At 73.1% G+C, this 12,716-nt stretch carries 13 protein-coding genes; 6 read left to right on the top strand and 7 right to left on the bottom strand.

Annotated elements, in window-relative coordinates; all coding sequences use genetic code 11:
• Positions 1-197 precede the first annotated feature (197 nt).
• Entirely contained in the window at positions 198-692 is a 495-nt protein-coding gene (locus EBN88_RS23860; protein ID WP_158621509.1) for a hypothetical protein, read from the bottom strand.
• Positions 693-912: 220 nt separating this feature from the next.
• Between EBN88_RS23860 and EBN88_RS23855 the strand changes: the two genes are divergently transcribed.
• On the top strand, positions 913-1,380 hold the full coding sequence (locus EBN88_RS23855; RefSeq protein WP_147472821.1) for an XRE family transcriptional regulator: 468 nt from the start codon (positions 913-915) through the stop codon (positions 1,378-1,380).
• A gap of 124 nt (positions 1,381-1,504) precedes the next feature.
• Here the strand turns inward: EBN88_RS23855 and EBN88_RS23850 are convergent, their stop codons facing one another.
• Complete coding sequence (locus EBN88_RS23850) at positions 1,505-1,897, bottom strand: thiol-disulfide oxidoreductase DCC family protein (RefSeq protein ID WP_122399130.1); 393 nt, start codon at positions 1,895-1,897, stop codon at positions 1,505-1,507.
• Between the two features lie 95 nt (positions 1,898-1,992).
• Positions 1,993-3,453: an FAD-binding oxidoreductase gene (locus tag EBN88_RS23845; RefSeq protein WP_158621507.1), complete on the bottom strand. Its 1,461-nt coding sequence runs from the start codon at positions 3,451-3,453 to the stop codon at positions 1,993-1,995.
• A gap of 136 nt (positions 3,454-3,589) precedes the next feature.
• Here EBN88_RS23845 and EBN88_RS23840 point away from each other — a divergent pair, with 136 nt between their 5' ends.
• Positions 3,590-4,636: a helix-turn-helix transcriptional regulator gene (locus EBN88_RS23840; RefSeq protein WP_122399128.1), complete on the top strand. Its 1,047-nt coding sequence runs from the start codon at positions 3,590-3,592 to the stop codon at positions 4,634-4,636.
• Here EBN88_RS23840 and EBN88_RS23835 read toward each other — a convergent pair.
• Positions 4,596-5,156, bottom strand: a complete 561-nt coding sequence (locus EBN88_RS23835; RefSeq protein ID WP_122399133.1) for a histidine phosphatase family protein — start codon at positions 5,154-5,156, stop codon at positions 4,596-4,598. The genes EBN88_RS23840 and EBN88_RS23835 overlap by 41 nt on opposite strands.
• A 120-nt stretch (positions 5,157-5,276) precedes the next feature.
• Positions 5,277-6,542, bottom strand: a complete 1,266-nt coding sequence (locus tag EBN88_RS23830; RefSeq protein ID WP_122399127.1) for a glycoside hydrolase family 10 protein — start codon at positions 6,540-6,542, stop codon at positions 5,277-5,279.
• Between the two features lie 258 nt (positions 6,543-6,800).
• On the opposite strand from EBN88_RS23830, the gene EBN88_RS23825 reads away from it, so the two are divergent.
• Positions 6,801-7,595: a hypothetical protein gene (locus EBN88_RS23825; RefSeq protein WP_147472820.1), complete on the top strand. Its 795-nt coding sequence runs from the start codon at positions 6,801-6,803 to the stop codon at positions 7,593-7,595.
• 48 nt (positions 7,596-7,643) lie between these two features.
• A complete protein-coding gene (locus EBN88_RS23820) occupies positions 7,644-8,513 on the top strand; it encodes a 3-hydroxybutyryl-CoA dehydrogenase (RefSeq protein ID WP_122399125.1) in 870 nt (289 codons plus the stop codon).
• A gap of 364 nt (positions 8,514-8,877) precedes the next feature.
• Here EBN88_RS23820 and ku read toward each other — a convergent pair whose 3' ends face one another.
• Positions 8,878-9,894 carry a non-homologous end joining protein Ku gene (gene ku, locus EBN88_RS23815; protein ID WP_122399124.1) on the bottom strand — a complete coding sequence of 339 codons (1,017 nt, stop codon included), beginning with the start codon at positions 9,892-9,894 and terminating at the stop codon, positions 8,878-8,880.
• A 39-nt stretch (positions 9,895-9,933) separates the two neighbouring features.
• On the opposite strand from ku, the gene ligD reads away from it, so the two are divergent.
• Positions 9,934-10,815 carry a non-homologous end-joining DNA ligase gene (gene ligD / locus EBN88_RS23810; protein ID WP_122399123.1) on the top strand — a complete coding sequence of 294 codons (882 nt, stop codon included), beginning with the start codon at positions 9,934-9,936 and terminating at the stop codon, positions 10,813-10,815.
• Between the two features lie 47 nt (positions 10,816-10,862).
• On the opposite strand, the gene EBN88_RS23805 is transcribed toward ligD, so the two are convergent.
• Positions 10,863-11,366, bottom strand: coding sequence for a DapH/DapD/GlmU-related protein (locus EBN88_RS23805; RefSeq protein WP_122399122.1), 504 nt, complete (start codon positions 11,364-11,366; stop codon positions 10,863-10,865).
• Positions 11,367-11,489: 123 nt separating this feature from the next.
• On the opposite strand from EBN88_RS23805, the gene EBN88_RS23800 reads away from it, so the two are divergent.
• On the top strand, positions 11,490-12,419 hold the full coding sequence (locus EBN88_RS23800; protein WP_122399121.1) for a LysR family transcriptional regulator: 930 nt from the start codon (positions 11,490-11,492) through the stop codon (positions 12,417-12,419).
• Positions 12,420-12,716 lie beyond the last annotated feature (297 nt).

The following is a 12,716-nucleotide window of genomic DNA, read 5'->3' as shown; positions in this document are numbered from 1 at the left end:
GCCGCGCCGCCCGCGCACCGCGCACGCGAACGGGCCGCGCGGCGGGCGGCCGCGCGGCCCTCGGTCTGCCGTGGGCGTCTCCGGGCCCTTCCTCCCGGAGGGTGACGGTGTACATCGCCTGACGGTTTCCGCATGGTGCGGAATGCATTGCGGCTGAGTGTGGCGTCTCGGGCGGGACGCCACGGTCCTCGGGTGGCCTAGCGGCCGCCACCCCGTTCCTCGTCGAGGGCCTTGACCAACGCGGCGCGCAGCCGGGCCCAGAGCGCGCCGGCCTCGTCCAACTGGGCCGGGCTCGCGCCGGGTTGCGCCCGGGCGACGATGGCCACCTGGATCTGGCCCGCCGGAGTGTTCAGAGACTGCACCTCGGAGTCGATCAACTCGCCCTCGGAGAGGGCCTTCCGCACCAGCAGGGACAGCCCGGCCAGGCCGGGGTCGCCGGCGGGGGCCGGCTCGCCCGAGCGGGCGACCGCGCTGGACCGCTCGACGTCGTCCACGGTCACCGGCTCACCGCCCTCCAGCACGAGCCGCAGCGACTCCGGGGTCCAACCCACCATCTCCGCATAGCGGTTGATGGTCCCGGTGAGCTTCTTGATGGCGCCCTTCTCGATGTTGTAGATGGCGCCGCGCTCCACTGTGAGGGACTTGGCGACGAACTTCTGTTGCAGCCCACGGCTCTCTCGCGCGCGCTTCAACTTCGTTCCCAGTCGTGCCCAGTCTTGAGTCATGCACTGTAGGTTGCCGCACCTAGGAGCAACGCACCAGCCGCAAATCAGCCATTGATCAGCATGTACAGCGCTATTTGGTTGCTTCAGGCTCACTTGATGGCCGAAGTAAGCAACCACTAGGCATTGATGCTTAGTTACTAAGCATCAATGGTTGCTCACGCATCGTCCATGGCCCTATCCTCTGAACGTGACACCGAACGGCACCGCGATCCGAGCCATCCGCGTGGTGCGGCGGATGAGCCTTCGCGAACTGGCCCGACTCACCGGTCTCGACCGGGGCCATCTCTCCCGGCTGGAGCGCGGCATGGCCGGCGCCAGCGAGGCGAGTCTGCACCGGATCGCCCTGGCACTGGAGGCCCCCGTCGACGATCTGCTGCGCGCCGAGGGCGACCCCGCACCACCACCCCCACCCGGACGACAGGTGCCCGCACCTGGGACTCCGGAGGGCGAACTCTTCCACTACACCCCCGAGGAGGCCGCCAGATGGCTGCCCTGGTCGGCGAGTTGGATTCGCCGGAAGGCACGACTGCGGGAGTTCCCGCACAACAGAGGCGGCGGACAGATCACCCTCACCGGCCGGGACATCGAGGAGATCTCCACCCTGACCGCCGTCCGCCCCGAGCACGCCGAGCCACCGGACCAATCCCCCGCGTGACGGCCGCCCAGGATTCCGGCCCGGGATGGCCGAAATCAACTGGGCACACTCGGTAACCAACTCCCGTGCTCCCCGGCGTGGTTGGCCGTTCGGCCGACCACGCCGGGGAATGACCCGGCTTCCGCTACCGGGCGCCAGGGCGGCCACCCGGAGGCAGCGCGCAGGCCGGGGTCCCGCCGGGCAGGCGGTGCCGGTTGGCGGCGACCAGCCGGTACCCGAGGCGGGCCAGCCAGCTCACCGGCGGCAGCGTGAGCAGCGCGCCCAGCGGGGCCCAGACCCCGCCGGCCCGCATCAGCAGCCGGGCGACGGCGGCGGCCCCACCGTGGACCCGACCGGCCGGGGTCACCCACAGCACCTCGTGCCGGGCCCGCTCCTCGGTCGCCCCGAGCGCCGCCAGGTCGGCGAACTGCCAGGCGACCACGGTGCAGTCGGGTCTGATCCACCGCTCGGCGACGTTCACCGAGGTCGTGCAGAAGCCGCAGTCGCCGTCGAAGACCAGCACAGGTCGCGTGTTCATCCCCCCATGGTGCCGTGCGCGCCGGACAACGGCCCGGCCGGGGGCGGCGCACCCGGCGCGCACGGCTCACCCGCGACGGCTCACCGGGGAACGACTCACCCGGGGAACGACTCAGCCGGCGGGACGTTCGCGTTGTGCCGGAAGGCGTTCCCCGGATCGAGGCGTGCCTTGACCGCGCGCAGCCTGGCGAGTTCGGCCGGCGCGTAGGCGTCGGCCGCCACGGCGGCGGGCATGTCATCGCCGCCGCCGGTGAAGTTGCCCAGCCGCCCCAGGCTCCGCCCGGCCACCGCGTCGAACAGCCGGCGGCGCACCGCGCCGGTCGCCTCCGGCGTCCCGTCGGGGCCGAGGAGGACCGAGATCGCGTTCAGCAGGTGCGACGCCGAGCGCCGCACGCCGGGGAAGGGCCGCCCGGCCGGCCGGGCCAGCGCCCCGCCCAGGTGGCGCACCTCAAGGATGTGGGCGCGCCCGGCCCCCGGCCCGGCCGCCTCCGCGAAGGCCCGCACCACGGCGTCGTCCACGCGGTCCAGCAGCGCCGAGTCCCGGGTGAACGGGGCGGGTTCGTCGGGTTCCTGGTGGAGCGCGGTCACGGCGGTGGCCGGCAGCTCGCCCCACGAGACGGCCAGCGGCCCGCGTTCCCGCCAGCCGGCGAGCAGGGCCTCCCCCTCGGCCGGCGCTCCCGTCCAGGCGACCCGCAGATGGGCGACGCGCCGGCCGCGCAGCGGGGGCGGGAGCTGGGACACGTCGGGGAACGGCACCACGGCGAGCGAGGAGTGCGTCTCCTGCGGCACTCCTTCGGTCCAGGCCGCGTAGGCGTGGAGCAGTTCGGCGATCCGTTCCTCGGTCTCGGCGGCGAAGTGGAGGCCGCCGCCGAAGAACGCGCGGAGCGGGGCGAGTTCCATCTCCAGCTCGGTGACCACGCCGAAGTTGTCCCGGCCGCCGCGCACCGCCCAGAACAGCTCGGGGTCGCTGTGCTCGGTGACCCGCAGGGTGCGGGCGTCGGGCGTCACCAGCTCCAGGGCGCTGACCCGTTCCGCCGCCCAGCCCAGGGTCCGCCCGAGCACCGGCAGCCCGCCGCCCAGGGTGTAGCCAACCAGCCCGACCTGTCCCGACGAGCCGACCGGCGCGGACAGCCCGTGCTCGGCCGCCGCCTCCGCCACCCGACGGGCGGGGACCCCGGCCCCGACCCGGGCGAGGCCGGCGGCCGGGTCCACGCTCAGCGCCGTCATCCGGGAGACGTTGAGCAGCAGCGCACCGTCGGCGGAACGGGCCCTGCCGTGACCGGTGTTGGCGACGGCGACGGTCAGCCCCCGGTCGCGGGCGAAGGCGAGGGCCACCGCCACGTCGACGGTGTCGGTGGCGCCGACCGCGAGGGCGGGGCGCTCGACCCGGGCGCTGTTGTAGCCGGCGAACTCCGCCGCGAAGCCGGGGTCGTCCGGCAGCAGGACGGGACCGGTCACCCGACGGCGGAGGTCGGCCACGTCGCGGTCGGCCAGCGGCGTGGGGTGCGGCCCGCCCCGGGGCGCCTCGGGGGATGTGTCATGCCGGAAGGTGGTCATGGGAACTCCTCGACCTGGTCGTTCGTCGTGGTCAGAGGCACTCTGGCTGGCATAACCTGACATCTTCCGGCAAGTTTTCGCCGGCGGGGCCGTCACCCGTCCCCCACGTTGCCCACGTTGCCCACGGGAGGTTGTGATGCGGGCCGACCGCCTGCTGTCGATCCTGCTGCTGCTCCAGACCCGGGCGCGGGTGCCGGCCGCCGAGCTGGCGCGGCGGATGGAGGTGTCGGTGCGCACGGTCTACCGGGACGTGGAAGCGCTCTCGACGGCCGGCGTTCCGGTCTACGCGGAGCGCGGTCGGCGCGGCGGGATCGCGCTGCTCCCCGGCTACCGCACCGATGTGAGCGGGCTGACCGCCGACGAGGCGCGGGCGCTGTTCGTGCTGACGGCGCAGGGCACCCACGCGGCGCTGGGCCTGGACGGCGCGCTGGGCACGGCGCTGCGGAAGGTGATGGCCGCGCTGCCGGCGCCGCACCGCCCGGCGGCCGAGCTGACCAGCCGGCGGGTGCTCGTCGACCCGGACCGCTGGCTGGGCGGGCCGCGCCCGGAGGTGGATGTCGCGGCCCTGTTGGAGGCGGTCCTGGCCGACCGCAGGCTGCGGCTGCGCTACCGGCCGAGTGGTTCGCCGGCGCCGCGCCGGTTCACCGTCGATCCCTACGGGCTGGTGGTGAAGGCGGGGATCTGGTACCTGGTGGCCGACCACCGGGCGGCGCCCCGGCTCTTCCGCGCCGACCGGATGGCAGCCGTGAGCACGGCCGCCGAGCCGGCGCGCCGCCGGCCCGGCGTCGAACTGGCCGAGGTCTGGGAGGAGTTGCGGCGCCGGGTGGAGGAACGGCCGACGCCGTTGACGGTGCGCGCCCGGGTGCACCGTTCCCGGCTTGACCTGTTCCTGCGGATCTCCGGGTCCTCGGTCGCGGCGCTGCCCGAGGGCGACGGGCGCGCCGAGGGGCGGGAGTGGGTGCCGGTCGAGCTGCGGTACCAGGAACTGGGCGCGGCGCACCAGCTGTTGCAGTTCGGCACCCGGGTGGTGGTGGACGACCCGCCCGAGGTGCGCCGGCTGCTGGCCCGGACGGCGGCCGAGATCGCCGCCGGCTACGGCGGCGACCAGGAGGAACGGGCGGGCGCGGAACGGGCGGGGGCCGTCAGCCCAGCCGCAGGGACCACCGTCCCCGCCCCCCGCTGAGGCTGACCACGGAGAGCGGGTGGACCTCGGTGCGCCAGTAGGAGGCCGGCGGCGCCTTGAGCGCGTAGAGCATCGCCGCCCTGATCACGGTGGGTTCGGTGACCGCCACCACCAGGCCGTCGTTCTCGATGGGGCGGGTGTCCAGCCAGCCGCCGATCCGGGAGACGAAGGCCAGCAGCGACTCACCGCCGTGCGGCGCCGACCTGGGGTCGGCCAGCCAGGCGTCGACGGCCTGCGGCTCGCGGGCGGTGACCTCCTGGAGGGTCATGCCGCGCCAGCGGCCCATGTCGCAGTCCCGCAGGGCGGGTTGGGCCAGCGGCGCCAGGCCGAGGGCCTCGCCGGTCTGCCGGCTGCACGGCGTGGGTGAGCAGTAGCGCAACTCGGCGGCGGCCAGCGGCAGGAGCGCGGGGATGGCGCGTTCCAGGGCCTGCCAGCCGGCCGCGTCCAGGGGCCGTTCGTCGTCGAAGCGGGCGTCGAGAAGCGAGGAACTGCGGGCAGCGGCTATCAGCGTGACCAGCATGGCGTGATGGTACGAACACCTGAAGGAGTAGACCACTACTCGCACGTTAAATTCGGCGACCCCGGTTCGGACCCCTGTTCGGACCCCGGTCCCGGCCCGGGCCCGCACCCGCGCGGCCGTTCACGAACCGGAGCGGTAGTGGTCCTCCCAGACCCGGGTGAGCGCGCCCAGCGGGTCGGCGGCGACCTGCTGGGCGGAGTAGAAGACATGGCCGGTGACCTGCGGGTGCCGGTCCGCGCAGAGCGTCAGGTGGGAGGACAGCTCGGCCGGGTCCTGCCAGGCGGCCGGCTGCGCCGGGTCGCCCACCTTGTAGGCGGCCTCGCCCAGGTAGAGCGCGACGTCGGTGCCGTCGGCGACCTCCGACCACCAGTCGGCGAGCACCGCGTAGTCGGCGGCCTCGTTCCCGATGTGCCAGTACACCTGCGGGACGACATAGTCGATCCAGGACTCCCGCACCCAGGTGCGGACGTCGGCGTAGAGGTCGTCGTAGGTCTGCACGCCGCCCCGGGTGTCGGAGCCCAGCGGATCGGTCGAGCGGTTCCGCCAGACCGCGAACGGGCTGACACCGAAGGGCAGTTCGGGCTTGGCCTCGGCCACCCGGTCGCGCATCTCGCGCACCAGCAGGTCGATGTTGTGCCGGCGCCAGTCGCCCCGGTCGGCGAAGTCCCCGCCGTACTCGGCGAACGCGGCGTCGTCGTCGAACACCTCGCCCGCGACCGGGTAGGGGTAGAAGTAGTCGTCCCAGTGCACGCCGTCGATGTCGTAGGAGGTGACGGCGTCCATCATCGCGTCCTGGACGAACGAACGGACCTCCGGCAGGCCCGGGTTGTAGTAGAGCCGGCCGCCGTAGGGCACCGCCCAGCTCGGCTCGCGGCGGGCCGGGTGGTCGGCGGCGAGCCGGGAGCGGTCGGTGTGGGTGGCGACCCGGTAGGGGTTGAACCAGGCGTGCAACGCCAGCCCCCTGGCGTGCGCCTCCTCCACCGCGAAGGCCAGCGGGTCCCAGCCCGGGTCCTGGCCCTGGCTGCCGGTGAGCCACTCGGACCAGGGCTCGTGCGGGGACGGCCACAGGGCGTCGGCGGTGGGCCGCACCTGGAGGAAGACGGTGTTCAACTCCCAACGCACCGCCACGTCCAGGAGTTTGAGCAGGTCGGCGCGGACGGTCTCGGGTGACTGCCCCGGCCGGGTCGGCCAGTCGATGTTGCTGACCGAGGCGATCCACATGCCGCGCAGCTCCTCGGCGAGCGGCGCGGGCCCGCCGGCCGCCCCGTCCTCCCTCGGCGCCGGCCGCACCCGCTGGTGCGCCCCGGCCGACGAGGCGGTGCTGAGCGTGCCGGCCAGCGTGGCCATCGAGACCAGGGCGAAGCCCCGGCGGCTGATCGAACCCATGAGTGTGCCCCCAGACGTGTCGTTCCGTTATCCATGCCCAGCACAGCGTGACGGAATGCGGGCCTCACCGGCCGCTGACACACCCGGGCGGCCCTGGTTTCGACGCTCCGCGACAGAAAGCTCACCCAAGGGGAGCGATCCGGACACAACTGTTCCGCTCTCTCCGGAACCACGACCGCCGCGTCCGGAGTGGTACCGGCTGGCGGGCCGCGGCCATCGACGGGCCCGCGCGCCCAGGCAGACAGGCAGGCAACGCCAATGACTGATGAGTTGAACTCCTGCCGGATCTGTGGGGAGTTCGTGCTCCAGATTCCGGGCTGGAGCTACTACGTGCCCAGCTACACGCTGCTGCGCGCCGAGTGGCGGTCGGACGCGCCCTTCTTCGAAGGGGCCCTGCACTTCTCCTGCCTGTCCGGCTGGGAGCACAGGGAGGCGTTCCTGGCGGAGATCCGGACGATCATGACCGGGTACGGAAAGAGCCTGATGTTCGAGGCCGGCGGTGAGACCCACACGCCGCACCAGCCGGGCTTCCACTTCGGCGACCCGATCTACCGGGGCGAGGGCTGCGAGATCTTCCGCCACACCGCCACCGACAGCTGGCTGGTCCTGACCCGACGCGGTCCCTGGTTCAGGCTGGAGCGCGAACAGCTCGCCACGTTGGCCGAGCACGGCACGGCGCGCGCGGCCGGGGGCGGCGAACGCACCGAACTGCCCGAGGGCCCGGCGTTGGCGGCCGAGGAGGTCTCCGGCATGGGCCTCGCCGAGCTGCTCGACCTCCTGGGCAGCGCGGACCGCTACCCGGGCCTCTCGGAGGGCGCCCCCGAGTACACGGTGTGGAGCTTCCACGAGCGGAAGCGCGTCCTGGAGTACTCGGTCGCGGTCGACCTGCCACTGCCGGCCCCAGCCCGCACGTTCCTCGCCTCCTACGCCCGCGAGTACCAGCCCATCGTGCTCGACGACGAGCCGGATTCGGCCGAGGGGAGCGGCGGGGACGCCGGCCGGAAGCCGGGGGGCCGGGACCCGGGCGGCGCTCCGCCGGCACCGCGCGGGTAACGTCGGGCCCCTGACCGACGAGAGCCAGTACCGACGAAGGGGCACGGCGTGACGGATATCGAACGCGTGGGCGTGGTGGGATGCGGCCAGATGGGGGCCGGCATCGCCGAGGTGTGTGCCCGGGCGGGGCTGGAGGTGCGGGTCGCCGAGACCACCGGGGAGGCGCTGGAGCTGGGCCGGACCCGCCTGGTCAATTCCCTGGAGCGGGCCGTCGAACGCGGCAAGATCGACGTGCCCGAGCGCGACGCGGCGCTGGAGCGGCTGACGTTCACCACCGACCTGGGCGAGTTCGCCGACCGCGACCTGGTGATCGAGGCCGTGGTGGAGAACGAGCAGGTGAAGACCGAGATCTTCCAGGTGCTCGACCAGGTGGTGACCAGGGAGGACGCCATTCTGGCCTCCAACACCTCCGCGATCCCGCTGGTCAACCTCGCGGTGGCGACCTCCCGCCCCGCTCAGGTGCTCGGCGTGCACTTCTTCAACCCGGCGCAGGTGCAGCGGCTGGTGGAGCTGGTCCCCGCGCTGACCACCGGCGAGGCCACCGTCAAGCGGGCCGAGGCCCTGGTCACCGGGGTGTTGGGCAAGCACGCGATCCGCGCCCAGGACCGTTCCGGCTTCGTGGTCAACGGGCTGTTGATCCCGTATCTCCTCTCCGCCATCCGGATGTTCGAGTCGGGCGCGGCCAGCCGCGACGACATCGACGCCGGGATGGAGCTGGGCTGCGCCCACCCGCAGGGCCCGTTGAAGGTGGCCGACCTGATCGGCCTGGACACCGTGGCCTCGATCGCCGCCTCGATGTACGAGGAGCTGAAGGAGCCGCTCTACGCTCCCCCGCCGCTGCTGCTGCGGATGGTGGCCGCCGGCCAGCTGGGCCGGAAGTCGGGCGCCGGCTTCTACTCCTACCCGCCCAAGGGCTGAACTCCCGGACCTCCGGAGGCTGTCCGGCTCGCCGGCAGCGCCCCCTCGCCGCCCGGAACGCCCCCGTGGGTCACAGTCGCCCCGCTCCGGCAGGACCGGGGCCGGTGGGACCCACGAACGGGATGGGCGGCGGCGAGGATGTCCGTGGACCACCGCTGGCATCGGAGGATGGCCGCGCGGGACACCAACGGGCCGCACCGCACGGCCACCCCGCTCGAACTCTTCTCCGACCCGTGTTGCGTGGTGGCGGTGGCGCGGACCGCCGGCGAGCCGCACGAGTACCTCGCCCAGGGGCGGCCGGCCACGGCGGTGGCCCGAGAAGCGGGTGGAACGGTCGCGGGTGGAACGGTCGCGGGTGGAACGGTCAGGAGGCGCGGCGGCGTGACCCGGCGGCCTTCTTCGTCGTCGACTTCTTCGACGCAATCTTCTTCCCGGCGGACTTCTTGGCCGTCGACTTCTTGGCCGTGGACTTCTTCGCCTGGGACTTCTTGGCCGCGCCCCTGCCCGCCGTGGACTTCCCGGCGGCCGACTTCTTCGCCTGCCGGCCGCCCCGCCCCCCGCCGGAGATGTCGGTGACCGTGGCGTCCTCGCCGCCCTCCCCCCGGGACTCCCGCGCGCTGCGCACGCTGTCCTCCAGGGCGGCCATCAGGTCCACCACGCGGCCGCCCCGGGCGGCCTCCTCGCCGGGGCTGGGCGGCTCGATGCCCTCCAACTTGGCGTTGACGAGGGTCTCCACGGCCTCCCGGTACTCGTCGTGCAGCTCGGACATGTCCACCGAACCCAGGGTGTCCATCAGGGTGTCCGCCATGTCCAACTCGGCGTCCCGCACGGTGACCTGCTCGGTGGGCGCGAGCCCCTCGGACGAACGGATCTCGTCCGGCCACAGCAGCGTGTGCATCCCCAGCACGTCCTCGTCCTCCCGGGTCCGCACCAGCGCCAGCGTCTCCCGCCCCCGCATCGCCAACTTGGCGACCGCCGCCTGCCCGGAACGGCGCAGCGCCTCGCGCAGCAGCACATAGGGCTTGGCGGCGCCGCTGTCGGGCGCCAGGTAGTAGGAACGGTCCAGCTGGTAGGGGTCGACGCTGGAGATCGGAACGAAGCCGAGGATCTCCACGGTCCGCGCGGTGGGCAGCGGAAGCGCGGCCAGATCCTCGTCACTGATCTGCACCAGCGTTCCGTCGGCGGCCTGGTACGCCTTCCCGATCTCGTCCCCGCTCAGCTCCTGGCCGTCCAGCTCGCACACCTTGCGGTACCGGATGCGGCCCTCGTCGGCGGTGTGCACCTGCCGGAAGGAGACGGAGTGGTTCTCGGTGGCGCTGACCACCTTGATGGGAATGGTCACCAGACCAAATGAGATGGACCCTTTCCAGATGGATCGCATGATCTGCCCCTTTCGCGCCAGCCATGCCAACCTCAGGGTATGCCTGTGGTCACCGTGGAGGATCGTCGACTGACGCTCTCCAACCTCGACAAGGTGCTCTACGCCGACGGCACCACCAAGGGCGAGCTGCTGCACCACTACGCCACCCACGGCGCGCTGCTCCTGCCCCACCTGGTCGATCGGCCACTGAGCCTGCTGCGCTACCCGGACGGCGGGGACGGCCAGCGCTTCTTCACCAAGAACGTTCCGCCCGGAACCCCCGACTGGGTGATGACCGGCGAGGTGCCCCGCTCCGGCGGCGGCACGATGCGCCAGCTCGTCGTCCAGGACCTGCCCTCGCTGGTGTGGGCGGCGAACCTGGTCGTGGAGTTCCACACCCCGCAGTGGACACTGAACGACCCGGGCACCGCCGACCGGCTCGTCTTCGACCTCGACCCGGGCGAGCCGGCCACCGTGGTCGACTGCTGCCGGGTCGCGCTCTGGCTGCGGGAACGGCTGGCCGCCGACGGGCTCACCTGCTACGCCAAGACCTCCGGGTCCAAGGGCCTGCACCTGCTGTGCCCGGTGACGCCGACCCCGGCCGGGGAGACCTCCGCCTACGCGAAGCGGCTGGCCGTCGAGGCCGGCCGCGACCTGCCCGACCTGGCCATCGCGGCGATGGCCCGCCGCCTCCGCCCGGGCCGCGTCTTCATCGACCACAGCCAGAACGCCGCCCGCAAGACCACCGCCACCCCCTACACCCTTCGCGCCCGGCCCCTGCCGACGGTCTCCGCGCCCGTGACCTGGGACGAGATCGCGGCCTGCGAGACCCCCGAGGACCTGGAGATCACCCTCGCCGATCTCCCGGGCCGCGTGGACGAGTTGGGCGATCTGTTCGCCGCGCTGGCCTCGGGGGACGAGGCGGCGCCGCTGCCGGGATGACGGGAGGGGTTCGGGGCCGCGCATCCCGGAACGGCGCGGGGGCGAACTCAGTCGATCTTCTTGATCACCCTCGCCGGCACCCCCGCGACGACGCTCCGAGCGGGAACGTCACGGGTCACCACGGCACCGGCGGCGACCACCGCGTCGGCACCGACGGTCACTCCTTGCAGGACCACGGCGGACGCCCCGATCCAGACGTTGCGTTCGATCCGGATCGGCGCCGACGTGACCTCGGAACGGCGCCGGTCCGGGTCCAGCGGGTGTCCCGAGGAGATCAGGCTGACGTTCGGGCCGAGCATCACGTCGTCACCGATCTCGATGCCACCCATGTCGTTGAAGCGGCAGCCCTGGTTCACGAAGACGTCGCGGCCCACCCGGAGGTTCACACCGTGGTCGGTGTAGACGGGCGGGATCAGGTGGAAGGTCTCGTCCACCGCCTGCCCGGTGAGTTCGGTCCACCGCTCGCGGATCTCGTCCTGCTGGGCATAGGTGAGCGCGTTGATCCGCTCCGCCCTGTCAATCGCCCGCCGCACCCTCTGCACGAAGTCCATTCCGCCTCCCGGTGACAACCCTCGTGTGGCCGATCGGAGTGAACCAACGCCGCGATCTCGCGGGCAAACAACCGGTCGGGGCGTCCGTCACCACCCCTGGTTGTGACGCGTACGATCCCGGGCATGGATGTCGAAGCCGTCCGGACGTTCGTGGCCGTGGCCGACGTGGGTCAGTTCCAGGCGGCGGCCGACGAACTCGGCATCAGCCAGCAGGCGGTGTCCAAGCGGATCGCCGGCCTGGAGAGGGACCTCGACGTCACCCTGCTGGTGCGGACCCCTCGCGGGTCCCAACTGAGCCTGGACGGCCGGGCCTTCCTGCCCCACGCCAGGAAGGTCCTGGCCGCCGTCGCGCGGGCCGAGCACTCCGTGCGCCCGGGAGGCAGGCCCCTGCGGGTCGACGTTCTCAACCAGCGCATCGCCCCGGGCCAGGCCGTCTACCGGTTCTACCGCTCCCATCCCCGGACCAGCCTGGAGGCGGTTGCCCTGGGCCAGGTGAACGCGGCCGAGGCGACGGAGGCCGTGGTGAAGGGAACGGTCGACGCCACCTTCCGCGCGCTGCCGGCCGACCGGGTTCCCGCCGGAGTCAGCGCCGAACGGCTCCTGGACTTCCCCCTCCAACTCCTGGTCGGCCCCGCCCACCCGCTGGCGGACGCCCGCGCGATCAGGCCCGCCGACCTCGTGGGGCACCGCATCTGGGTGCCCGGCATCCGACCGGGCATGGAGTGGTCGGCGTTCTATGAGGCGCTGTCCGAGACGTTCGGACTGAGCATCGACGCGCTCGGCCCCCACTTCGGCGACGAGGCCCTCATGGACGCCCTGGCCGACTCGGCCTCCCTGGCCACCCTCGTGGGCGCCGGGGACCGGTACGTGTGGCCCCAGGCCCACGACCTGCGACGCGTCGCCCTGCACGACCCGACGCCGGTGTACCCGCACAGCCTGCTGTTCCGCACCGGGGAGCGCCACCCGGCGCTGACCGCACTGCGCGCCTACCTGCGCGAGACGGCACCCGAGCCGCCCGGTGACATGTGGGTGCCACGCTGGGCACGCACCTGACCCGGGGCCCCTGGGCCCGCGCCTGGCCCGAGGCGCTCGGGGGGCGCCCGGGCGCCACCGGCATGTCCGAGGTGCCCGGCCCGGCCCGTCAGGCACCGGCCAACGACCGTCCGACGGCGGCATTTTGGGACGGCGCGCGGGGGCAGCGGCCCGTTCGGGCCCGGCGAACTCCGGCCCCCCGCAGGGGGCACGGCCCGCTCGCAGCCCAACCCCGGGCAGAGCCCCGCACCGGCCCTGGCACGTCTTGGGGCCCCGGCCGTTGGCCGGGGCCCCAAGACGGCCAACGGCCGGCACCCC

It is taken from the genome of Streptomyces triticirhizae (genome assembly GCF_003696235.1).
GTDB lineage: Bacteria > Actinomycetota > Actinomycetes > Streptomycetales > Streptomycetaceae > Streptomyces > Streptomyces triticirhizae.
This window is presented reverse-complemented; position numbering and strand designations above follow the sequence as displayed.

What these genes read in the sequence shown, in the direction of transcription:
- EBN88_RS23805 (WP_122399122.1), bottom strand. Translation starts at nt 11,366, where the DNA reads ATGGACTTCGTGCAGAGGGTGCGGCGGGCGATTGACAGGGCGGAGCGG.
- EBN88_RS23825 (WP_147472820.1), top strand. Translation starts at nt 6,801, where the DNA reads ATGACTGATGAGTTGAACTCCTGCCGGATCTGTGGGGAGTTCGTGCTC.
- EBN88_RS23835 (WP_122399133.1), bottom strand. Translation starts at nt 5,156, where the DNA reads ATGCTGGTCACGCTGATAGCCGCTGCCCGCAGTTCCTCGCTTCTCGAC.
- ligD (WP_122399123.1), top strand. Translation starts at nt 9,934, where the DNA reads ATGCCTGTGGTCACCGTGGAGGATCGTCGACTGACGCTCTCCAACCTC.
- EBN88_RS23830 (WP_122399127.1), bottom strand. Translation starts at nt 6,542, where the DNA reads ATGGGTTCGATCAGCCGCCGGGGCTTCGCCCTGGTCTCGATGGCCACG.
- ku (WP_122399124.1), bottom strand. Translation starts at nt 9,894, where the DNA reads ATGCGATCCATCTGGAAAGGGTCCATCTCATTTGGTCTGGTGACCATT.
- EBN88_RS23840 (WP_122399128.1), top strand. Translation starts at nt 3,590, where the DNA reads ATGCGGGCCGACCGCCTGCTGTCGATCCTGCTGCTGCTCCAGACCCGG.
- EBN88_RS23800 (WP_122399121.1), top strand. Translation starts at nt 11,490, where the DNA reads ATGGATGTCGAAGCCGTCCGGACGTTCGTGGCCGTGGCCGACGTGGGT.
- EBN88_RS23850 (WP_122399130.1), bottom strand. Translation starts at nt 1,897, where the DNA reads ATGAACACGCGACCTGTGCTGGTCTTCGACGGCGACTGCGGCTTCTGC.
- EBN88_RS23845 (WP_158621507.1), bottom strand. Translation starts at nt 3,453, where the DNA reads ATGACCACCTTCCGGCATGACACATCCCCCGAGGCGCCCCGGGGCGGG.